At 73.1% G+C, this 19,169-nt stretch carries 19 protein-coding genes; 11 read left to right on the top strand and 8 right to left on the bottom strand.

Annotated elements, in window-relative coordinates; genetic code table 11:
* Nucleotide 1 precedes the first annotated feature (1 nt).
* Together OG736_RS38295 and OG736_RS38290 are read left to right on the top strand one after the other, a co-directional pair.
* Nucleotides 2-454: a winged helix DNA-binding protein gene (locus OG736_RS38295; RefSeq protein ID WP_327186514.1), complete on the top strand. Its 453-nt coding sequence runs from the start codon at nt 2-4 to the stop codon at nt 452-454.
* Between the two features lie 75 nt (nt 455-529).
* Nucleotides 530-901, top strand: coding sequence for a tetratricopeptide repeat protein (locus tag OG736_RS38290; protein WP_327186513.1), 372 nt, complete (start codon nt 530-532; stop codon nt 899-901).
* A gap of 66 nt (nt 902-967) precedes the next feature.
* Here OG736_RS38290 and OG736_RS38285 read toward each other — a convergent pair whose 3' ends face one another.
* Complete coding sequence (locus tag OG736_RS38285; protein WP_327186512.1) at nt 968-2,395, bottom strand: PepSY-associated TM helix domain-containing protein; 1,428 nt, start codon at nt 2,393-2,395, stop codon at nt 968-970.
* Between the two features lie 160 nt (nt 2,396-2,555).
* On the opposite strand from OG736_RS38285, the gene OG736_RS38280 reads away from it, so the two are divergent.
* Nucleotides 2,556-3,200 carry a peptide deformylase gene (locus OG736_RS38280; RefSeq protein ID WP_327186511.1) on the top strand — a complete coding sequence of 215 codons (645 nt, stop codon included), beginning with the start codon at nt 2,556-2,558 and terminating at the stop codon, nt 3,198-3,200.
* A 26-nt stretch (nt 3,201-3,226) separates the two neighbouring features.
* Here OG736_RS38280 and OG736_RS38275 read toward each other — a convergent pair whose 3' ends face one another.
* Complete coding sequence (locus OG736_RS38275) at nt 3,227-4,645, bottom strand: dihydrolipoyl dehydrogenase family protein (protein WP_327186510.1); 1,419 nt, start codon at nt 4,643-4,645, stop codon at nt 3,227-3,229.
* Nucleotides 4,646-4,788: 143 nt separating this feature from the next.
* Between OG736_RS38275 and trxA the strand changes: the two genes are divergently transcribed.
* On the top strand, nt 4,789-5,193 hold the full coding sequence (gene trxA / locus OG736_RS38270) for a thioredoxin (RefSeq protein WP_020127589.1): 405 nt from the start codon (nt 4,789-4,791) through the stop codon (nt 5,191-5,193).
* A 26-nt stretch (nt 5,194-5,219) separates the two neighbouring features.
* Here the strand turns inward: trxA and OG736_RS38265 are convergent, their stop codons facing one another.
* From OG736_RS38265 to OG736_RS38255, 3 genes are read right to left on the bottom strand one after another with little or no spacing between them, the layout of a single operon-like run.
* Nucleotides 5,220-6,656: an aldehyde dehydrogenase family protein gene (locus OG736_RS38265; protein WP_327186509.1), complete on the bottom strand. Its 1,437-nt coding sequence runs from the start codon at nt 6,654-6,656 to the stop codon at nt 5,220-5,222.
* 39 nt (nt 6,657-6,695) lie between these two features.
* Nucleotides 6,696-7,874 (bottom strand): 4-hydroxybenzoate 3-monooxygenase, encoded by a 1,179-nt coding sequence (locus OG736_RS38260; protein ID WP_327186508.1) that lies wholly within the window; start codon nt 7,872-7,874, stop codon nt 6,696-6,698.
* A 25-nt stretch (nt 7,875-7,899) separates the two neighbouring features.
* The gene (locus OG736_RS38255; protein WP_327186507.1) at nt 7,900-8,949 is read right to left on the bottom strand and encodes a LacI family DNA-binding transcriptional regulator; all 1,050 of its coding nucleotides are present in this window, start codon (nt 8,947-8,949) and stop codon (nt 7,900-7,902) included.
* A gap of 116 nt (nt 8,950-9,065) precedes the next feature.
* Here OG736_RS38255 and OG736_RS38250 point away from each other — a divergent pair, with 116 nt between their 5' ends.
* Nucleotides 9,066-9,740: a TetR/AcrR family transcriptional regulator gene (locus OG736_RS38250; RefSeq protein WP_327186506.1), complete on the top strand. Its 675-nt coding sequence runs from the start codon at nt 9,066-9,068 to the stop codon at nt 9,738-9,740.
* 28 nt (nt 9,741-9,768) lie between these two features.
* Nucleotides 9,769-10,896 carry an FAD-dependent oxidoreductase gene (locus OG736_RS38245; RefSeq protein ID WP_327186505.1) on the top strand — a complete coding sequence of 376 codons (1,128 nt, stop codon included), beginning with the start codon at nt 9,769-9,771 and terminating at the stop codon, nt 10,894-10,896.
* Here the strand turns inward: OG736_RS38245 and OG736_RS38240 are convergent.
* Nucleotides 10,880-11,581: a TetR/AcrR family transcriptional regulator gene (locus OG736_RS38240; RefSeq protein ID WP_327186504.1), complete on the bottom strand. Its 702-nt coding sequence runs from the start codon at nt 11,579-11,581 to the stop codon at nt 10,880-10,882. The genes OG736_RS38245 and OG736_RS38240 overlap by 17 nt on opposite strands.
* A 100-nt stretch (nt 11,582-11,681) precedes the next feature.
* Between OG736_RS38240 and OG736_RS38235 the strand changes: the two genes are divergently transcribed.
* Nucleotides 11,682-12,245, top strand: a complete 564-nt coding sequence (locus OG736_RS38235) for an NAD(P)H-dependent oxidoreductase (RefSeq protein ID WP_327186503.1) — start codon at nt 11,682-11,684, stop codon at nt 12,243-12,245.
* Nucleotides 12,246-12,381: 136 nt separating this feature from the next.
* On the opposite strand, the gene OG736_RS38230 is transcribed toward OG736_RS38235, so the two are convergent.
* The gene (locus OG736_RS38230) at nt 12,382-13,263 is read right to left on the bottom strand and encodes an LLM class F420-dependent oxidoreductase (protein ID WP_327186502.1); all 882 of its coding nucleotides are present in this window, start codon (nt 13,261-13,263) and stop codon (nt 12,382-12,384) included.
* Between the two features lie 192 nt (nt 13,264-13,455).
* Between OG736_RS38230 and OG736_RS38225 the strand changes: the two genes are divergently transcribed.
* The gene (locus OG736_RS38225; RefSeq protein ID WP_327186501.1) at nt 13,456-14,403 is read left to right on the top strand and encodes an FkbM family methyltransferase; all 948 of its coding nucleotides are present in this window, start codon (nt 13,456-13,458) and stop codon (nt 14,401-14,403) included.
* Here OG736_RS38225 and OG736_RS38220 read toward each other — a convergent pair.
* Entirely contained in the window at nt 14,393-15,427 is a 1,035-nt protein-coding gene (locus OG736_RS38220; protein WP_327187821.1) for a TerC family protein, read from the bottom strand. The genes OG736_RS38225 and OG736_RS38220 overlap by 11 nt on opposite strands.
* 239 nt (nt 15,428-15,666) lie before the next feature.
* Here OG736_RS38220 and OG736_RS38215 point away from each other — a divergent pair, with 239 nt between their 5' ends.
* The 3 genes from OG736_RS38215 (at nt 15,667) to OG736_RS38205 (ending at nt 19,132) form a co-directional block, all read left to right on the top strand.
* On the top strand, nt 15,667-16,641 hold the full coding sequence (locus OG736_RS38215) for an alpha/beta hydrolase (RefSeq protein ID WP_327186500.1): 975 nt from the start codon (nt 15,667-15,669) through the stop codon (nt 16,639-16,641).
* Nucleotides 16,642-16,805: 164 nt separating this feature from the next.
* Nucleotides 16,806-17,795 carry a helix-turn-helix domain-containing protein gene (locus tag OG736_RS38210; RefSeq protein WP_327186499.1) on the top strand — a complete coding sequence of 330 codons (990 nt, stop codon included), beginning with the start codon at nt 16,806-16,808 and terminating at the stop codon, nt 17,793-17,795.
* A gap of 191 nt (nt 17,796-17,986) precedes the next feature.
* A complete protein-coding gene (locus OG736_RS38205) occupies nt 17,987-19,132 on the top strand; it encodes an ABC transporter substrate-binding protein (protein ID WP_327186498.1) in 1,146 nt (381 codons plus the stop codon).
* Nucleotides 19,133-19,169: the final 37 nt, after the last annotated feature.

The raw sequence follows: 19,169 nt of genomic DNA, 5'->3' as shown, positions 1-19,169 counted from the left end.
GATGACCGACACCGCACCGTCCGTCGACGGCCGCACCATAGGGTTGGCCCACTACGCGGGCCGCGCCGTCCTGGAGCGCGTCCTGGCCCGGCACGGCGCCACCTTCCAGCAGCAGATCACCCTGCGGGCGGCCGTCACCGCCGACGGACCGCTGGAGCGCGGCGCGCTCGTCGAGCAGGTGACCCACGCACTCAAGACCGAAGCGGCGGACGTACACGCCACCGTCGACGGGCTGCTCGCCGCAGAGCTGCTGGCGGCCGACGGCACTCTGGTCCGACCCACGGACGCCGGGCGTGAGCTGTTCGCCGTCGTCGGCACCGAGACGGGCGAGATCTCGGCCCGGATCTATGCCGGGATCCCGCCGGAGGATCTGGCGACCACCGGCCACGTCCTGGCCCGCGTCACCGAGCGGGCCGAGGCGGAGCTGGCGGAGCTGGCCCGCGCGTCGCGGTAGCGCACCCACGCACCCCCTCCGAGTAGTGGAATATTCAACCACCATCTCCGGTTGTCGGCCTCGAAGGAGGCACGAGTGGACACCACATACGAGACGACCGACAACACCGCCTACTACGCCCACGGAACGCCGGCCGAGCGGTGGGAGCGGGCGCAGCTGTTCTTCGCCGCGAAGGAGTACGCCGCCGCCGCGCGGGTGCTGGTCGGGCTGGTCGAGGAGGTGCCGGAGCAGACCGGACCGCGGCTGCTGCTGGCCCGCGCCTACTACCACTCGGCCCAACTGCTCCGCGCGGAGACCGAGTTGCGGCTGATCGTCGAGCGGGACCCGGTGGAGCACTATGCCCGGCTGATGCTGGGCCGGACCCTGGAGCGACAGGGGCGGCACGCAGAGGCGGGACCGCACCTGCGGCTCGCCTCGGCACTGGCCGGGGACTTCCCCGAGGCCTGAGCCCACAACAGCGGGCGGCCCGGCGGTGACATTCCACCGCCGGGCCGCCGCCGTGCACGGGCCCGCTCAGACAGCCGCCCGCCGCCCCCGCCGGTGCGCGATCTCGCCGAGGACGACGTCCACGACCAGGAAGCCGGCGAGCGGGATGCCGAGGAGCGGCACGAAGTAGGCGACCACGGCGACCGTCGCCATCAGCGGGACGAGGACGTACGGCGGGACCTGCGCCCAGGCCCCGCGCGGGATGGGCCGGCCGAAGGCGGACCCGCGCCCTCGCTGCCACCACATGCGGTAGCCCCAGACGATCAACAGGACCAGGGAGCCCGCGAGAAGCATCAGCGCGAGCTGGTTGACCAGACCGAACAGGACGCCGGTGTGCAGGTCGATGCCCCAGCGGGTCAGCTTGGCGAGCAGCGGGTGGTCGTCGAACCGCAGCACGTCGGTGACCTCGCCGGTGGCCGGGTCGATCGCCACCGCGTCCTGCTTCTCGGGCCAGCTGCGCTGCACCTGCTTGACCACGTACGCGGAGGAGGCGTCCGCGGGCGGGACGATCTCGACCGGGTCGCCCAGCCCCTCGGCCCGCGCCGCGGCCAGGACCTTGTCGAGGCCGACGCCGTGCTCGCCGTCCCCGCCCGCGCCGGAGGCCGTGTCGTGACCGGCGTGGTCGCCGCCGCTCGCGGCCGCCGAGACCGACGGGGTGGCCTGGCCGAGCGAGGTGCGCAGGACGTCGATGTTGGCGCCCGCGTAGGTGGACCAGGTCAGCCCGGTCGCGGACAGGAAGATGAAGCCGACGGCGGCCCACACGCCGACGGTGCCGTGCAGACCCAGCGTGCGGCGCCGTCCGGCGGTGCCGCGGACCTTGCGCAGGGCGCGCCGCCGGGAGAACCAGAGCACCAGACCGCCGCCCGCGATCACCCACAGCCAGCTGGCGGCGAGTTCGCTGTAGAGGCGGCCGTTCTCGCCGAGGTGCAGATCGCGGTGGAACTCGTCGATCCAGGTGCGCAGCGGCAGCGCGCCGGTCGAACCGTACTGCTCCAGCGCGCCGCGCACCTTGCCGGTGTACGGGTCGACGAACACGGCGAGGGTGTGGGTGGCTTCGACGCCCTCGACGCCGGACAGCATCACCCGGGTCGTGGCGTCGTCCTCCGGCGACGGGCGGACGGCCGAGACCGTGCCCTCGGGGTGGGCCTTGCGGGCGGCGTCCACCTGCTCGGAGATCGGCAGCTTCGTGTCGCCGGCCGGCACGGTCAACTCGTGGGAGTACACGAGCTTCTCGGCCTGGAACGCGCCGGCGTACAGGAACCCGGTGACGGCGGCGACCAGCAGGAACGGCGCCACGAACACGCCGGCGTAGAAGTGCAGACGCAATATCAGCGGGCGCAGCGGGGCCCACGGACCGCGGGACTTCGGCGCGGGGGCCGCTGCTTGCGGGGCCTCGTCCGATCCCCCGGCTCGAGCGGAGCCGGGAGTGGGGGAGGTCGAGGGAGCGGTGGACATGGTGGCGCTTCTCCGGGGGCAGGAGGAGTGGGTCGGGGTCAGCGGCCCGGGGGACGCTTTTCAGCCGTGACGCACCAGTAGTCGGCGGCGGACGGCCCCGAGTTCCCGCCACTTCGAGTGGCGTGCGTCACACGCCATGCGGCCGTGGCATGCTGGCCCGATGGCATCTCCCAGTCCCCGCCCGCCCCTTGCCGAACGGATCGAGGAACTCCTCGCCTCCGGCGGCCCGTTGCCCATCGTCGCGGCCGGAGACCCGGTCCTGAGGACGGGGACGACGCGCTACGAGGGTCAGCTCGACCCCGCTCTGCTCGCCCGGTTCGTCGAGGCCCTGCGCGTCACCATGCACGCGGCGCCGGGCGTCGGCCTCGCCGCCCCGCAGGTCGGCGTGGAACTGCGGATCGCCGTCATCGAGGACCCGGCGCCGGTACCGGAGGAGGTGCGGCTGGCCCGCGGCCGGGTGCCCCAGCCGTTCCGGGTGCTGGTCAACCCCGAGTACGAGCCGGTCGGTTCCACCCGCGCCGCCTTCTTCGAAGGCTGCCTGAGTGTGCCGGGCTACCAGGCGGTGGTGGCCCGGCACGCCGAGGTGCGGCTCACGGGTGCGGACGAGCACGGCCGGCCGCTGGACGATGTGTTCGCCGGCTGGCCCGCCCGTATCGTCCAGCACGAGACGGACCACCTCGACGGTCTGCTCTACCTCGACCGGGCCGAACCGCGCTCGCTCTCGGCCAACCAGTCCGTGCTCGAACGCTGGACGCAGCCGACGGCGGACCTGGCCGCGAGGGCGCTGGGGTTCGAACTCCCCTGAGCGGCGGGCCGGTCGGCCGGGTGCGCTCAGTTGTCCCGGTAGGCCTCCAGCAGCCGCAGCCACACCTCGCTGAGCGTCGGGTAGGACGGGACGGCGTGCCACAGCCGGGCGAGCGGGACCTGTCCGGCCACCGCGATCGTCGCCGAGTGGATCAACTCGCCGACACCGGGACCGACGAAGGTGACGCCGCGCAGGATCTCCCGCTCCAGGTCGACGACCATCCGGGCGCGGCCCTTGTAGCCCTCGGCGTACAGGCCCGCTCCGGCCACGGACGACATGTCGACGTCGACGGCCCGCACCCGGTGTCCGGCCTGTTCCGCCTCGGCGAGCGAGAGACCGACGGCGGCCGCCTCCGGGTCGGTGAAGACGACCTGGGGGACGGACTCGTGGTCGGCCGTGGCGGCGTGGGCGCTCCACGGGTCGCTCTCCGGCAGTTCGGTACCGGCCGCGCGGGCGGCGATGGCGGCGCCCGCGATCCTGGCCTGGTACTTGCCCTGGTGGGTGAGAAGGGCCCGGTGGTTGACGTCGCCCACCCCGTAGAGCCAGTCGGTGCCGTTGACCCGCAGACTGTCGTCGACTTTGAGCCAGGAGCCGGGTGCCAGGCCGACCGTGTCCAGGCCGATGTCGTCGGTGCGCGGGGCGCGGCCGACGGCGAAGAGGATCTCGTCGGCCTCGATGCGTTCGCCGGTGTCGGTGACGACCACGACGGTGCCGTCGGAGCGGGTCACCGACGCGACCGAGGTGCCCGTGCGCACGTCCGCGCCGGCCTCGGTGAGCGCATCGGCGACCAGTTCGCCCGCGAACGGCTCCATCCGGTCGAGCAGGCCCTTGCCCCGGACGAGGAGGGTCACCTGCGAGCCGAGCGCCTGCCAGGCGGTGGCCATCTCGGTGGCGACGACTCCCCCGCCGACCACGACGAGCCGGCCGGGCGCCGACTGTGCGCTGGTGGCCTCCCGGCTCGTCCAGGGCCTGACCTCGGCGAGGCCCGGCAGGTCGGGCAGCGCCGCGCGGGTACCGGTGGCGACGACGACCGCGTGGCGGGCCGTGAGCACCTTGTCCCCCACCGTCACCGTGCGCGGGCCGGTCAGTCTCCCGTGGCCGCGGTAGAGGTCCGCGCCGATGCTCTTGATCCAGTCGACCTGACCGTCGTCCGTCCAGTCGCCGGTGAACCAGTTGCGGCGGGCGAGCACCGCCGCCGTGTCCAGCGGGCCTTGCACCGCATCGCGCAGGCCGGGCAGTCTGCGGGCGTCCGCGCGGGCGATCACCGGGCGCAGCAGGGCCTTGCTGGGCATGCAGGCCCAGTACGAGCACTCGCCGCCGACCAGCTCGCTCTCCACGACCGCGGTGGTGAGGCCGGCCGCACGGGTGCGGTCGGCGACGTTCTCCCCCACGGGCCCGGCTCCGAGCACAACCACGTCGTACAGGTTGGTTTCCGTTTCCGTCATGGGGTCAGTCTGGTGGGTGGTGTGCGGGGTGGCCACACGGGTAGGGGCGCGGAATACGCGTCGGTCCGGCCGTGTTGTGGCGGACGGCTTCACCCCATGCCAGGAGACCCCTGGCAGGAAGCACCGGGAAGAGGAATCACGCCATGAGCAGCACCGTGGAGCTCACCAAGGAGAACTTCGACCAGACGGTCACCGACAACGACTTCGTCCTGATCGACTTCTGGGCGTCCTGGTGCGGCCCGTGCCGTCAGTTCGCCCCGGTCTACGACAAGGCCGCGCAGGAGAACCCGGACCTGGTGTTCGGCAAGGTGGACACCGAGGCGCAGCCGGAGCTGGCCGCGGCCTTCGGTATCCAGTCGATCCCGACGCTGATGATCGTGCGGGACCGGGTCGCCGTGTTCGCGCAGCCGGGCGCCCTGCCCGAGGCCGCCCTCACGGACGTCATCGGACAGGCGCGCAAGCTGGACATGGACGAGGTCCGCAAGTCGATCGAGGAAGAGCAGGCCAAGGCCGGGGCCGACGGCTCCCCGGCCGCTCAGGGCGAGTAGGCCCGGAGTCCCCGGCACGGAAGTTCTCAGAAGGGGTACGGCGCCACGTCCGCGCGCACCGTCGTCCAGCGGACGTCGGTGAAGGCCTCGAGGTTGGCCTCGCCGCCGAAGCGGGCGCCGGTGCCGGAGGCGGCGACCCCGCCGAAGGGGGCGACGGCCTCGTCGTTCACCGTCTGGTCGTTGATGTGCACGATGCCGGTGGGGACGCGTTCGGCGAGGTCCAGCCCGCGGGCGGCGTCCCGGGTGACGATGCCGAGCGAGAGGCCGTAGGAGCTGCGCGCGGCCAGGGCCGCCGCCTCGTCCGGGGTGCCGAACGAGCGGACGGGGGCCACCGGGCCGAAGACCTCCTCCGCGTAGGCAGGGGTGTCGTCGTCGACGCCCGCGAGGACGGTCGGCCGGTAGAAGAGGTCCTCGTGCCTGCCGCCCGCGGCGAGCTTGGCGCCGGCCGCGGTGCTGGCCTCCACCAGGCCGTGCACCTTGGTCAGCTGGCCGCTGTCGATGAGCGGGCCGAGGTGGACCTGCGCGCGGTGCGGGTCGCCGACGGCGAGGGCGTCGGCCTTCGCCGCGAGCCGCTCCACGTACTCCTCGTAGAGGGAGGCGTGCACCAGGTGGCGGCCGGTGGTCATGCAGATCTGGCCCTGGTGGAAGAAGGAGCCCCAGGCCGCCGTGGAGATCACTGCGTCCAGGTCGGCGTCCTCCAGCACGATCAGGGCGGAGTTGCCGCCGAGTTCCAGGTGGGCCCGCTTGAGGTGGCGGCCCGCGGCCTCGCCGACCGCCCGGCCGGCCCCGGTGGAGCCGGTGAAGGAGATCACGGGCACGCGCGGGTCGGCGACCAGGGCCGCACCGGTCTCGGCGCCGCCCGGGAGGACGTGCAGGAGGTTCTCGGGCAGCCCCGCCTCCGCGAAGACCGCGGCCAGGGCCAGTCCGCCGCACACCGCCGTCCGCGGGTCCGGCTTGAGGACGACCGCGTTGCCGAGCGCGAGGGCGGGCGCGACGGACCGGATCGACAGGATCAGCGGGGCGTTGAACGGGGAGATCACGCCCACGACGCCGACGGGCACGCGCCGGGTGTACGACAGCCGGGGCGCCTCGCTGGGCAGGACCTGCCCGGCCGGGCGGGAGGCGAGTGCGGCGGCCTCGTAGCACTCCTGGGCGGCGACATGCAGCTCGAAGTCGGCCTTGCCGGGTATGGATCCGGACTCGCGGACGATCCACTCACGCAGTTCGTCGGCGTGCGCGGTGAACAGGTCACCGGCCTTGCGCAGCACACCGGCGCGCACGAAGTGGGGCAGCCGGGCCCACTCGGTCTGCGCGGCGCGGGCGGCCTCGGCGGCCGGACCGACGTCCGCGGCGCCCGCCAGGTCGACGGTGCCCAGCGGGTCGCCGGTGGCGGGCTCGGTGACGGTGTACCGGGGGCCCGACAAGGTGCGGGACTGCCAGTTCTTGGGGTCGAGCAGCGGCATGAAGGCTCTCCGATCGGTGACCCGCGGGACTCACGGCCCTCACAGGGGGAGGGGAAGTCCCGTGTAGTTGGCCGCCAGTTCGGCGGCGGCGTGGCGGGATGCGGTGATCCGGCGCAGCCGGGCGAGCTGCATCCGATGGTCGAACGCATCTCCATCTGGTTGAGCGTGCAACATCCTAGTCATGTCGTCGGAAAAGCGGGTCGCCTGCCACACACGTCGCAGGCAAAGGTCCGAGTACCCGTCCAGCAGCCTCGTGGACCCGGTGGCGCGCAGTTCGGCGAAGGCGCCGGCGAGCAGCCGTACGTCCGAGACGGCGAGGTTGAGCCCCTTGGCGCCGGTCGGCGGGACGATGTGGGCGGCGTCCCCGGCGAGCAGCAGCCGGCCGTGGCGCATCGGCTCGTGGACGAGGCTGCGCATCGGCGTCACGGACTTGCTGATGATCGGGCCGGGGCGCAGCGTCCAGTCGGCGTCGACGGCGAAGCGGGCGGCGAGTTCGTCCCAGATCCGGTCGTCGGGCCACTCGAGCAGGCGGGTGCCGTTGGGGACTTGGAGGTAGAGCCGGGAGATCCGCGGCGAACGCATGCTGTGCAGGGCGAAGCCTCGTTCATGGCGTGCGTAGATCAACTCCTCGCAGGAGGGCGGCACTTCGGCAAGCACACCCAGCCAGGAGTACGGGTAGTCGTGGGTGTACGTCCGGCCCGCGGCGGCCGGGAAGGCCCCGCGGGCGACGCCGTGCGAGCCGTCGCAGCCGACGACCCAGTCGCAGGAGAGGGTCTGTTCACGGCCCTCGTGCAGGAACCGCACGACGGGCGACCCGCTCAGCGGCTTCTCCACGGCGAGCGCCGCCGCCTCGAACAACAGGGGCGGCCCGTCGGCGACTTGGAGCGCGACGAGATCCTTCACGATCTCCGTCTGGGCGTAGATCGTGACCGTGCGACCGCCGGTGAGAACGGGGAAGTCGAGGCGGTGGCGTTCGCGGTCGAAACGCAGCTCGATGCCGTGGTGCACCAGGCCCTCGGTGTCGAGCCGGTCGGCGGCTCCCGCCGCGCGCAGGGCGTCGACCGTGCCCTGCTCCAGCATTCCGGCACGCTGGCGTTGTTCCACGTACTGCCGCGTCCTGCTCTCCAGGACCACGCAGTCGACGCCCGCGCGGTGCAGCAGACGGGCGAGCAGCAGCCCCGCGGGGCCGCCGCCGATGATGCCGACCGTCGCGCGCATGGCAGGCCTCCCCTGAGACCGTAGTTCAGCTGGAGTCGCGCTGCACCACGGTGGCTCCGAACGGTTCGTGTGCCTCGGGGGCGGCCGCGGGGCTGCGCACCGCCCGGTCGACCAGCGAGGCGAGGTCCCGGCCGGAGGGCAGCGCGATCCGCACGGTGCTGAGACGGGGCCGCAGCAGCCGCCCGAGCATCAGGTCGTCGGCGCCGATGACGGCGACGTCCTCGGGGACGCGCACCCCCGCGTCCTGAAGGGCGCGCATCAGCAGCATGGCGTACTCGTCGTTGTAGGCGAAGACGGCGTCGAGACCGAGGGCGGGCCAGCGGGCGGCGAGGGCGGCCGCGGACTCCTCCGTGTAGGCCAGGGACAGCTCGGTGACGGTGGCGTCCGTGCCGTGCAGCACCTCGCGGGAGCCGGCCAGGCGGGGCGCGGAGAACATCTCCATGCCGCGCTCGGCCGGGACGACCACCCCGATCCGGCGGCGGCCGCGGGCGTACAGGTGCGCGGCGGCGCTGCGGCCGACGTCGGCGTGGTCCAGCAGCAGCGCGCGGGCGCCCTCGACCGCCTCGGGACCGAGGGTCACCACGGCCCGGGCGCCGGACCTCTTCAGTACGGCGACCCCCTCCGGGCCGACGCCGGGGCTGGGCACCAGCACGGCGACGGGCCGCAGTTCGGCCCAGGCCCGGGCGGCGTCGTCACCGCGCAGGCCGGTGGCGCCGTACTGGACGACGGTGTAGTCGAGGCGGCTCAGCGCCCCCTGGAAGTCGTGCACGAACTGGGAGTAGAGGGGGCCCGCCGGGACGGGCAGGGTGGGCATCAGGACCATGCGGCTGTGGCCGGCGCGCAGGGTACGGGCGGCCGCGTGCGGCACATACCCGAGTTCCTTGGCGGCCTCGTGCACGCGGCGGCGGGTGGGCTCGCTGATGCGTACGGCGCTGGCGTTGTTCAGGACGTAGGAGACGGTCGCGCGCGAGACGCCGGCCAGGCGGGCCACGTCAGCGCTCGTGGGCACGGGGCGCGGCGCCGGCGACATCGTCGGCGCGGGCGTGTTCGGTATCTGCACCATGACGTACGGCATCTTGGCAGAAGCTGTGAGCGAGGCTCCGGGCGGGGGACACCGAAATCCGATGAGCCGTCAACGAACATGTTCGTGACGTACTTGTTCGCAACGAACATGTTCGATACGGTGAAGGCATGACAGCACGCCCCGACACCCCCCGCAGTCGCCGTGAGCGCCCGGCCAAGCCCGCCCTGACCAGGGAGGGCATCGTGGCTGCCGCCCTGGCGGTGCTGCGCGCCGAAGGCCTGCGGAAGCTGACCATGCGACGCCTGGCCGAGGAGCTCGACACCGGCCCGGCCTCCCTGTACGTCTACGTCCGCAACACGGCGGAGCTGCACGCGGCCGTGCTCGACGAACTGCTGGGCACGGTCGGGCCTGCGCCGACCGAGGGGACCTCCTGGCGGGAGCGGCTGGAAGGGGTGCTCACCTCGTACACCGCGATGCTCTTCGCCTACCCGGACCTGGCCCGCTCCGCGCTCACCGCCCGGCCCAGCGGCCCGCACTACCTGAACCTGATCGAGACCCTGCTCGCCCTGCTCGACGAGGGCGGGGTGCCGCCCACACAGGCCGCGTGGGGCGTCGACCTGCTGCTGCAGCACGCCACCGCGACAGCCGCCGAGCACACGGACGAGGCCTCCCCGCAGGACTGGGACGCCCTGCTGCACGCCGTGCGCGAGGCGTCGGAGCGGACCCATCCGCACATCGCCGGCCTCGCCGGACCGCTGCTCTCGGGATCGCCCGAGACCCGCCTCTCCTGGGGGCTCCAGGCACTGATCAGCGGCATCGAGCGGACCGCCGTACCCGAATGACGACCACAGGACGACCGCAGGAGGACCCATGCACCACCCCGTAGCGATCATCGGCGCCGGACTCGGCGGCCTCACCCTCGCCCGTGTGCTGCACGTGCACGGCATCGAGGCGGCCGTCCTCGACCTGGACGCCTCGCCCGGCGCCCGCACCCAGGGCGGCATGCTCGACATCCATCTGGACTCCGGCCAGGAGGCACTGCGCGCCGCCGGACTGCACGAGGAGTTCCGGACGCTGGTCCTGCCCGGCGGCCAGGCCACCCGGGTCCTCGACAAGGACGCGGTGGTCCGCTTCGAGGGGGCCGACGACGGGACCGGCGAGCGCCCCGAGGTCGACCGCGGGGCCCTGCGCGACCTGCTGCTGAACGCGTTGCCCGAGGGAACGGTCCGCTGGGGCGCGAAGGTCACCGGCGCGCGTCCGCTGGGCGACGGGCGGCACGAGGTGCGTCTCGGGGACGGCTCCGCCTTCACCACGGACCTGCTGGTCGGCGCCGACGGAGCCTGGTCACGGATCCGGCCGCTGCTCTCCGACGCCCGGCCCGCGTACACGGGCGTGTCGTTCGTCGAGACGGACCTGCTGGAGGCGGACGTACGCCATCCGGTGAGCGCCGGCGTGGTCGGCGGCGGGTTCCTCCTCGCGCTCGGCGCCGGCAGGGGCTTCCTCGCGCACCGCGAACCCGACGGCAGCCTGCACGTCTACACCGCCCTGCGGGTCGCCGAGGACTGGGCGGACCGTGTCGACTTCGGCGACGCCGAGGCGGCCAGGGGGCACGTCCTGGAGCACTTCGCGGACTGGGACAAGAGCCTGCGGGCGCTGGTCGCCGACGCCGACGGGCCACTGGTGCCGCGCCTGATCCACGCCCTGCCGGTCGGCCACCGCTGGGACCGGGTCCCCGGTGTCACCCTGCTCGGCGACGCCGCCCATCTGATGTCGCCGTTCGCGGGCGAGGGCGCCAACCTCGCGATGCTGGACGGCGCCGAACTGGGCCTGTCCCTGGCCGCGCACCCGGGCGAGCGCGAGGCCGCGCTGGCCGCCTACGAGGAGAAGCTGTTCCCGCGCAGCGAGGCGGCCGCGGCCGCCTCCGCCCACAGCAGCGTGGCCCTGTTCGCCGAGGACGCCCCGCGGGCCGTCGTCGACCTCTTCACCGCGGGACCCTGACCGGCGTCGCGTTCGGCACCCCGCCGGCCACCCGGTCGACCAGTTCGCTCCAGCCCGCCTCCAGGCGCGCCGCCGGCATGCCGCACTGCCGGGTGAGGTGATGGACGAGGACCGGGTTGAGGTACCCCATCAGCGTGTGGGCCAGCAGTTCGACGTCCGCGTCGGGCAGGGCCTGGCGCAGCAGCAGGACCAGATGGCTGTGGTGGACGCGGCGCGGCGGCACGGAGTACCTGCGGTCCGGTCCCGGCTCGGCCGCCAGCTGAAGGTCCAGTTCGTCCACGGCACGCCGGAGCATGGCGACGCCGAACGCCCGCAGTCGCTCCACGGGCTCCGCGCCCGGCCCCAGCGGCGGGGGACCGCTCAGGAACGCGGCCTGGAAGTTCCGCTCCGAGTGGTCCAGGAGCGCGGTCAGCAGCCCGGTGCGGTCGCCGAAGCGCCGGAACACCGTGCCCTTGCCCACGTTCGCCGCGCTCGCCACCGCCTCCATCGTGACCCCGGCCGCGCCGTGCTCGGCGATCAGCCGGGCGGCGGCGTCCAGCAGCCTGGCCCGGTTGCGGGCCGCGTCGGCGCGCAGGCACGGCTCGTCCCCGGCCGGCCCCAGGTGCAGCAGCTCGGGCTCGGTCAGGCTCTCCTCGGGCTCCGGACAGGGAGGCAGAACGGCGGACATGAACTCAGCGTAAAGCATCGGGAATGAAACTGGACCGCGGTCCGGTTAGGATGCTAGAACAATAAACGGACCTCGGTCCGGATTTGTAACGGCAATGTTTCAGCCTCTGGGAGTACCCATGTCTGTCCGCATCCTCGCGCTCGTCGGCAGCCTTCGCGCCGGTTCGACCAACCGCCAGCTCGCCGAGGCGGCCGTCAAGGTCGCTCCCGAGGGCGCCACCGTCGACCTCTTCGAGGGCCTGGCCGAGATCCCCTTCTACAACGAGGACCTCGACGTCGAGGGCAGCGTCCCGGCCACCGCCGCCAAGCTGCGTGCGGCCGCCCAGGCCGCCGACGCCTTCCTGCTCTTCTCCCCCGAGTACAACGGCACGATCCCGGCCGTCCTGAAGAACGCCATCGACTGGCTTTCCCGTCCGTACGGCGCCGGCGCCTTCGGCGGCAAGCCCGTCGCCGTGGTCGGCACCGCGTTCGGCCAGTTCGGTGGCGTGTGGGCGCAGGACGAGGCCCGCAAGGCCGTGGGCATCGCCGGCGGCAAGGTCATCGAGGACCTCAAGCTCTCCATCCCGGGCTCGCTGACCCGCTTCGCCGAGACCCACCCGGTGGACGACGCCGAGGTCGCCGCCCAGCTGACCGAGGTCGTGGCCCGTCTGCACGGCCACGCGGGCGAGGTCGCTGCCGCCTGACGGCAGCACGGTGACATAGCAGGACGCGGGGCGCAGGGGGTCCGGAACGCTTTCCGGGCCCCCTTCGTCGTACGCGGCCCCTTTCCTCGTACGCGGCCCCGCTCCGGACGCCCCCGCTCCACGCGCCCCGGTCCGGTCAGTCCAGCTCGGCCAGCCGCACCACGGCCGGGGCCACGAACCGCTCGATCCAGCCGGCCGTCTCGCCCAGGCGCGGCGCGAGGATCACCGTGTCGATGCCGAGCTCGGTGTAGCCGGTGAGGTCACGCAGGAGGCCGTCCAGATCGCCCTTGTCGGCGGCGTCGCCGGAGTAGGTGACCGTCTTCAGCACGGTGTCGTAGTCGCGCCGCTCCGCCTCGCAGTGCCCGCGCAGGACGTCCAGCTTGTGCCGGACCTCCTCCGGGGTCGAGGTGAACAGATTGCACGCGTCCGCGTACCGGGCGACCAGCCGCAGCGTCTTGCGCTCGCCTCCGCCGCCGATCAGGATCTCCGGGCGCGGCGAGCTGACCGGCGCGGGCACGCACAGGGTCTCGGCCAGCCGGTAGTGCTCGCCCTCGAACGGCCCGTTGTCGTCCGGGTCCCACATCCGCAGGCAGATGCGCAGGGTCTCCTCCAGCCGCTCGAACCGCTCCGCCGTCGACGGGAACGCCACCCCGAGCCCTTCGTGCTCACGGTCGTACCAGGCCGCCCCGATACCCAGCGAGGCCCGTCCGCCGGACAGCACGTCGAGCGTGGTGGCGATCTTGGCGAGCAGTCCGGGATGCCGGTAGGTCACACCGGTGACCAGGGTGCCGAGTCTGACCGTGGAGGTGTGGGCCGCGAGGAACGCCAGCGTCGTGTAGGCCTCCAGCATGGGGGCCTCGGCGCCGCCGTTGAACTCCATCTGGAAGTAGTGGTCCATCACCGACAGCCGGCTCACCCCGGCCGCCTCCGCGGCGGCACCCGCCGCGGCCAGCTCGGCGCCCAGCGCGGACGCGTCCCCCGCCTCGCCGAACCGATTGATGTGCACGCCCACACGCATGTCCGTCTCCGATCGTCCGGTCCCGCGGTCTTCCTCGCCGTTCACCGGCCCCGGCGACGCTAGACCTTGAAGCGCTCTCGAAGTCAAGGGAGACCGGCCGGACCGGCCCGCGCGTCTTTGTCCGGTCATCCGATCGGCGAATCTCGTTCAACCCGAGGACCGCCTCCCGTCGCGTCTGATAGGGCTGGGCAGATGCAGACCCTCTATCGACGACTGCTCGGCCTGATGCCCCGTATCGGCGTCCAGGTGACCGACCTCGGACCGGGGACGGCGGTGGTCTCACGGCGCGGCGGCGCGTACCGGGTGACCGGCGCGGACAAGGACACCTGGGTGCTGCGGCGGACCCGGGACAAGGCCCGTTCCGAGGTCGCCGCGGGCGGCGCCGTGCGGCTGGGCGACACCGGCGCGCTGCTCCTGATGGAGAACCCGGGCGGCCAGGACGAGCGCAGACTCCAGCTGGCGGCCGCCGAGTACCTCTGCACCCAGCACGTCGCCGCGATGCTGGAGCTCTACGGCGTGAACTGCGTCTTCGACGTCGGCGCCAACAACGGCCAGTACGCCAGGCGGCTGCGCACACTCGGCTACACCGGCCGGATCGTGTCCTTCGAGCCCACGTCGGAGACGTTCGCCCGGCTCGAGAAGGCCGCGGCGGACGACCCCGACTGGCAGGTGTACCGGTGCGGACTGGGCCGTGAGGAGACGACGGCCGAGATCCACGTCGGCTGGAAGACGATGAACTCCCTGCTGCCGGCCAGCGACTACGGCAAGGGCCGCTACAGCAGGTTCGCGAAGGCCGACACCGAGGAGATCCGGGTCCGCCGGCTGGACGAGGTCATGGCCGAGGCACTGGACGGCCTCGCCGATCCGCGTCCCTACCTGAAGATGGACACCCAGGGTTACGACCTCGAGGTGTTCGCCGGGGCCGGGGAGCGGATCGCGGAGTTCGTGGGGATGCAGTCCGAGGTCGCGGTGCTGAAGCTGTACGAGGGCAGTCCCGGCATGGGCGAGGCCGTCGCGGTGTACGAGGCCGCCGGGTTCGGCATCACCGGCATGTACCCCGTGACGCGCGAGGCGACCACGGGGCGGGTGATCGAGTTCGACTGCGTGATGATGCGCGCGGACGCCGCGCCTACGCCGTAGAGCCGTCCCGCGCCGTCCCCCCCGGCCGCCCCTCTCGCTCCTCTCGCTCTTGCCGCTCCTGTCGCTCCTGTCGCTCCTGTCGCTCCTGTCGGGCGGAGGCCCGCAGGCTGGTGACGGTGGTGACCGCCAGGACGAGCACGATGAAGCCGAGCGAGAAGGGGATGCCGATCTCGGGCACGTGCACCCCGGACTCGTGCAGCGCGTGCAGCACCAGCTTCACGCCGATGAAACCGAGGATGACCGACAGGCCGTAGCTGAGGTGGACGAGCTTCTTCAGCAGGCCGCCGATGAGGAAGTACAGCTGCCTGAGACCCATCAGCGCGAAGGCGTTGGCGGTGAAGACGATGTACGGGTCCTCGGTCAGCCCGTAGATGGCGGGGATCGAGTCGAGCGCGAACAGCACGTCGGTGGAGCCGATCGCGAGCATCACGACCAGCATCGGGGTCATGACCCGCTTGCCGTTCTGCTCGATCCACAGCTTCGTCCCGTGGTAGCGGTCGGCCACGCCGAACCGCTTCTCCACGGCCTTGAGCAGCTTGTTCTCCTCGAACTCCTCCTCGTGCCCGCCTTTCTTGGCATCCTGGATCAGCTTCCACGCCGTCCAGATCAGGAAGGCTCCGAAGAGGTAGAACACCCAGGAGAACGTCGAGATGATCGCCGCGCCCGCCGCGATGAACAGCGCGCGCAGCACGAGGGCCACCAGCACGCCCACCATCAGCACCCGTTGCTGGTACTGCGAGGGCACCGCGAACTTGCCCATGATCAGGACGAACACGAACAGGTTGTCCACGCTCAGCGACTTCTCGGTGATGTAGCCCGCGAAGAACTCCCCCGTCGGCCCGCCGCCCCCGAAGAGGAACACGCCGAGGCCGAACAGACAGGCCAGGACGACCCAGACGACGGTCCAGGTCCCGGCCTCGCGGACCGAGACGTCGTGCGGTTTGCGGCCGATGAAGAAGTCGACGGCGACGAGCGCGCACAGCGCCGCGACGGTCAGCAGCCAGACGAAGAGCGAGACATTCACCGGGGTCACTCCTGGTACCTGTGCGGGGGTGAAAATCGTTGTCGTCACGGCTGCTTCTTTCCACCCCACTCTGGTGAACAGAAGGTCATGACCTGGCAAGCTGCGGAGCGGGGCAGGGCTGTCACCCGCCGAACGGCGGGCAGCTCCCGCCGTACGGCGGCGCCCGGACGGGCGGCGGGTGCGCCGATCATGGGCCGCACGAGCCGCCGCGCAACCGCGCTCCGCGTGAGGAGAAGCCCATGACGTCCGCACCGCCGCCCTTCGACCCCGAACTCGGCGCCGCCCTGGAACTCATCCGGGAGATGATCCAGCCGGGGCTGACCGCAGAGGACATCGAAACCGTCCGCCAGGGGCCGGGGATCGCCCTGCTGGCCGAGCTGGACCTGACGCTGGACGGGGCCTTCGAGGTCGAGGACCGGACGGTGCCGGGCCCCCGGGGCGCCCCCGGGATCTCGCTGCTGATCTGCCGGCCCACCGCACCGGCTCCGGCACGCCCGCGTCCGGTCGTCTATCACGTGCACGGCGGCGGCATGGTCCTCGGCAACAACCGGGTCGGCGTGGACGTGGCCCTGGACTGGGCGCGGGAACTGGACATGGTCGTGGTGTCCGTGGAGTACCGGCTGGCGCCCGAGCACCCGCATCCGGCCCCGGTCGAGGACGTGTACGCCGGTCTGCTGTGGACGGCGGAGCACGCCGCGGAACTGGGCGCGGACCCCGAGCGGATCGTGCTCGCCGGGGCCAGCGCGGGCGGCGGTCTCGGTGCCGCGCTCGCCCTGCTGCTGCGCGACCGTCAAGGGCCCCGGCCGCTCGGCCAGTTGCTGATGTGCCCGATGCTGGACGACCGCAACGACACCCCCTCCAGCCACCAGATGGCGGGCCTGGGCGTCTGGGACCGCACGGCCAACGAGACCGGGTGGACGGCCCTGCTCGGCGAGCGGCGCGGCGGTCCGGACGTCTCCCCGTACGCGGCGCCCGCCCGGGCCGAGGACCTGTCCGGGCTGCCGCCGGCCTTTCTCGACGTGGGCTCCGCCGAGACGTTCCGGGACGAGGTGGTCGCCTACGCCTCCCGGATCTGGCAGGCCGGCGGGATCGCCGAGCTGCATGTCTGGCCGGGCGGATTCCACGGCTTCGACGGCTTCGCGCCGCAGGCCGCGCTCTCCAGGTCGGCCCGCGCGGCCCACCTGGACTGGCTGCGACGGCTGCTCGCCGAGTGACCCCGCGGGCGGCGGTCCAGCGGCGGGCGGCCCCGGCCGCGGGGCGGCTCAGCGGCGCTTGAAGTCCACGGGGCCCGCGTTCCTCTCGCCGGTCCCGTCCGCGTGAGCGGAAGCGGTGGCCGCACCCCTCCCTCGTCGGCGCTCGCGTGGCGCATCATGGCCATATGAAAGAGCTGGCCGGGCGCCTGACCGCGCTGGACCCGGACGCCGGCGCCGCCGTGCGGGTCATCGCCTACTTCGACCGGCTGGCCGAGTCCCGGGCCGGGGTGGAGGCGCTGATGCGCGGGGCCGCGGTGCTCGCCGGGGTGCCCGCGCGGATCGTCGACGCGGACCGGCGGGTGCGGGTCCGGGTGGAGCCCGACGGCACCCGCCGGGACACGGAGCTGCCACCCGACCCGGACTGGCCGTGCACGGCGCTGACGCCCGACGGGCCGCCCGCGCTGTGGCTGGAACGCGCCGGTGCGACACCCAGCGTCGTGGACGCCGTGATCCTGGAACGGGCGGCCCGCGCGGCCCGTGTCGTGCTCGACCGCACCCGCGGGCGAGCCCCGCTCGACGACCCCGCCCTGGTCGAGACGCTCCTCGACGCCACGGCCGCCGAACCGGCCCGGCTGCACGCGGCCCGCCGCCTCGGCCTGGGCCCCGCCGCCCCGGCCCGCGCCCTGGCCACGCCCGGCGGCCGGCCCAGGGTGCTGCCCGCCGACGCCCGGGACGCGGTTCCGGCCGGCCGGGTGGGGGTCGGGCCCGCCGTGCCCGTGACCGACCTGCCGCGCTCCTGGGCCGCGGCCCGCACCGCGCTCCGCTTCACCGCGGACGGCACCGCGCAGGACCCGGGCCCCCGGGTCGTGTACGCCGACGAACTGGGCGGCATCGCCCTGCTGGCCGACCTCGTCGCGCCGGGGGCCGAACCCCCGGCGGACGTCCTCGCGGTCGAATCGGCCGCCGCGGACGCCCCCTGGCTGCTCACCACCCTGCACGCCGTCACCGCCACCGCGAGCCTGCGGTCGGCTGCGGCCGAGGCGAACGTCCACCACTCCACCCTCCAGGACCGGCTGGCCCACGCGGAGCATCTGCTGGGGTGGCCGGTGCGCACGCCCCAGGGCCGGCTGCGGCTGCACCTCGCGCTGACGATGCGGCGGCTGGCACGGCCGTGACGGCACTCCCGCTTGGCGGCGCTTCTCGGGGAGGGGGCGTTCAACCGATCGGTTGAACGGGGATTCCACCGCACGCGCGTCGTCCGCTCCGTCCGGACGACGCGGGCGGACCGCCGGGCGCAGCAGAATCGACCTCGACCGTGGCGCCCGGTCCCACACCCCCCTCAGCGTTCGAAAGAGGTCTCTCCGCCATGCCCAGCTTCCCCAGCAGAAGGCGCCTGCTCACCACCGGTGCCGGTGCCGCCCTCGGCCTCGGCGCGCTCGGCGCCGCCTCCACCCCGGCATCCGCGTCCTCGGCGCCGACCGCTCCCCCGCGGGGCTCGGGCTCCGAGGAGACCCGGTCCCTCGACGAGCTGTACCGGGCCGCGCTCGCGGAGGGCGGCAGGCTCGTCGTCTACGCCGGCGGCGACACGCCGACCCAGCAGGACGGCACCAAGGCCGCGTTCCTGCAACGCTTCCCGGACATCGACCTGAAGCTGATCGTCGACTACAGCAAGTACCACGACGTACGCGTCGACAACCAGCTCGCCACCGGCACCCTCGTGCCCGACGTCGTCCAGCTCCAGACCCTCCAGGACTTCGACCGCTGGAAGGCCCAGGGCCGCCTGCTGTCGTACCGGCCGGCCGGGTTCTCGAAGGTGCACGACAGGTTCAAGGACCCGCAGGGCGCCTGGGTGGCGATCGCGGCGATCGGCTTCGGCTTCATGTACGGGACGGACGCGGTGGGCACGGACGCGCCGCGCACCCCGCTGGACCTGCTCGACCCGAAGTGGAAGGGAAGGATCGCGTCGTCGTTCCCGCACGACGACGACGCGGTGCTCTACCTGTACTCGCTCTACGTCGAGCACTACGGCTGGGACTGGGCGGCCCGGCTGGCCGCGCAGGACGTCCGGTTCGCGCGCGGCAGCAACTCCCCCGGTGACGCCGTACGCGCCGGGCAGTACGCGATCGGCGTCGGCGGCTCCGGCGCACCGCTCGGCACCGGCCCGGTGAAGTGGGTCCTCCCGGACAGCGCCCCGTTCATGGCGTGGGGGCAGCGGGCGGCGATCCTCAAGCAGGCCGCCCACAGCACGGCCGCCAAGCTCTACCTCAACTGGCAACTGTCCACGGCCACCCAGCAGGCTTCCTTCAACGGCTGGTCGGTGCGCACCGACATCACTCCCCCGGCCGGCCTGAAGCCGGTCTGGGAGTACCGCAACGCCAACCTCGACGGCTTCCCCCGATTCATGTCCGACCGGGCCGGGGTGGAGCGGCTGAAGCAGACGTTCGCGCTGTACTTCGGCGAGGTCGAGGGCGACCCGACACCGGGCTTCCTCGGGCTGCGTCCGGGCGCCTGACGCGACCCGGCCGTCCTCACACGGTCCCTACAGCTGC

This window comes from Streptomyces sp. NBC_01334 (assembly GCF_035983595.1).
Lineage (GTDB): Bacteria > Actinomycetota > Actinomycetes > Streptomycetales > Streptomycetaceae > Streptomyces > Streptomyces coriariae.
The sequence above is the reverse complement of the archived record's forward strand: the minus strand, read 5'-3'. Positions and strand labels throughout refer to the sequence as shown.

Excerpts from the sequence above, each read along its gene's own strand:
- OG736_RS38295 (WP_327186514.1), top strand. The coding sequence starts at position 2 with ATGACCGACACCGCACCGTCCGTCGACGGCCGCACCATAGGGTTGGCC.
- OG736_RS38285 (WP_327186512.1), bottom strand. The coding sequence starts at position 2,395 with ATGTCCACCGCTCCCTCGACCTCCCCCACTCCCGGCTCCGCTCGAGCC.
- OG736_RS38280 (WP_327186511.1), top strand. The coding sequence starts at position 2,556 with ATGGCATCTCCCAGTCCCCGCCCGCCCCTTGCCGAACGGATCGAGGAA.
- OG736_RS38275 (WP_327186510.1), bottom strand. The coding sequence starts at position 4,645 with ATGACGGAAACGGAAACCAACCTGTACGACGTGGTTGTGCTCGGAGCC.
- trxA (WP_020127589.1), top strand. The coding sequence starts at position 4,789 with ATGAGCAGCACCGTGGAGCTCACCAAGGAGAACTTCGACCAGACGGTC.
- OG736_RS38265 (WP_327186509.1), bottom strand. The coding sequence starts at position 6,656 with ATGCCGCTGCTCGACCCCAAGAACTGGCAGTCCCGCACCTTGTCGGGC.
- OG736_RS38260 (WP_327186508.1), bottom strand. The coding sequence starts at position 7,874 with ATGCGCGCGACGGTCGGCATCATCGGCGGCGGCCCCGCGGGGCTGCTG.
- OG736_RS38255 (WP_327186507.1), bottom strand. The coding sequence starts at position 8,949 with ATGCCGTACGTCATGGTGCAGATACCGAACACGCCCGCGCCGACGATG.
- OG736_RS38250 (WP_327186506.1), top strand. The coding sequence starts at position 9,066 with ATGACAGCACGCCCCGACACCCCCCGCAGTCGCCGTGAGCGCCCGGCC.
- OG736_RS38245 (WP_327186505.1), top strand. The coding sequence starts at position 9,769 with ATGCACCACCCCGTAGCGATCATCGGCGCCGGACTCGGCGGCCTCACC.
- OG736_RS38240 (WP_327186504.1), bottom strand. The coding sequence starts at position 11,581 with ATGCTTTACGCTGAGTTCATGTCCGCCGTTCTGCCTCCCTGTCCGGAG.
- OG736_RS38235 (WP_327186503.1), top strand. The coding sequence starts at position 11,682 with ATGTCTGTCCGCATCCTCGCGCTCGTCGGCAGCCTTCGCGCCGGTTCG.
- OG736_RS38230 (WP_327186502.1), bottom strand. The coding sequence starts at position 13,263 with ATGCGTGTGGGCGTGCACATCAATCGGTTCGGCGAGGCGGGGGACGCG.
- OG736_RS38225 (WP_327186501.1), top strand. The coding sequence starts at position 13,456 with ATGCAGACCCTCTATCGACGACTGCTCGGCCTGATGCCCCGTATCGGC.
- OG736_RS38215 (WP_327186500.1), top strand. The coding sequence starts at position 15,667 with ATGACGTCCGCACCGCCGCCCTTCGACCCCGAACTCGGCGCCGCCCTG.
- OG736_RS38210 (WP_327186499.1), top strand. The coding sequence starts at position 16,806 with ATGAAAGAGCTGGCCGGGCGCCTGACCGCGCTGGACCCGGACGCCGGC.
- OG736_RS38205 (WP_327186498.1), top strand. The coding sequence starts at position 17,987 with ATGCCCAGCTTCCCCAGCAGAAGGCGCCTGCTCACCACCGGTGCCGGT.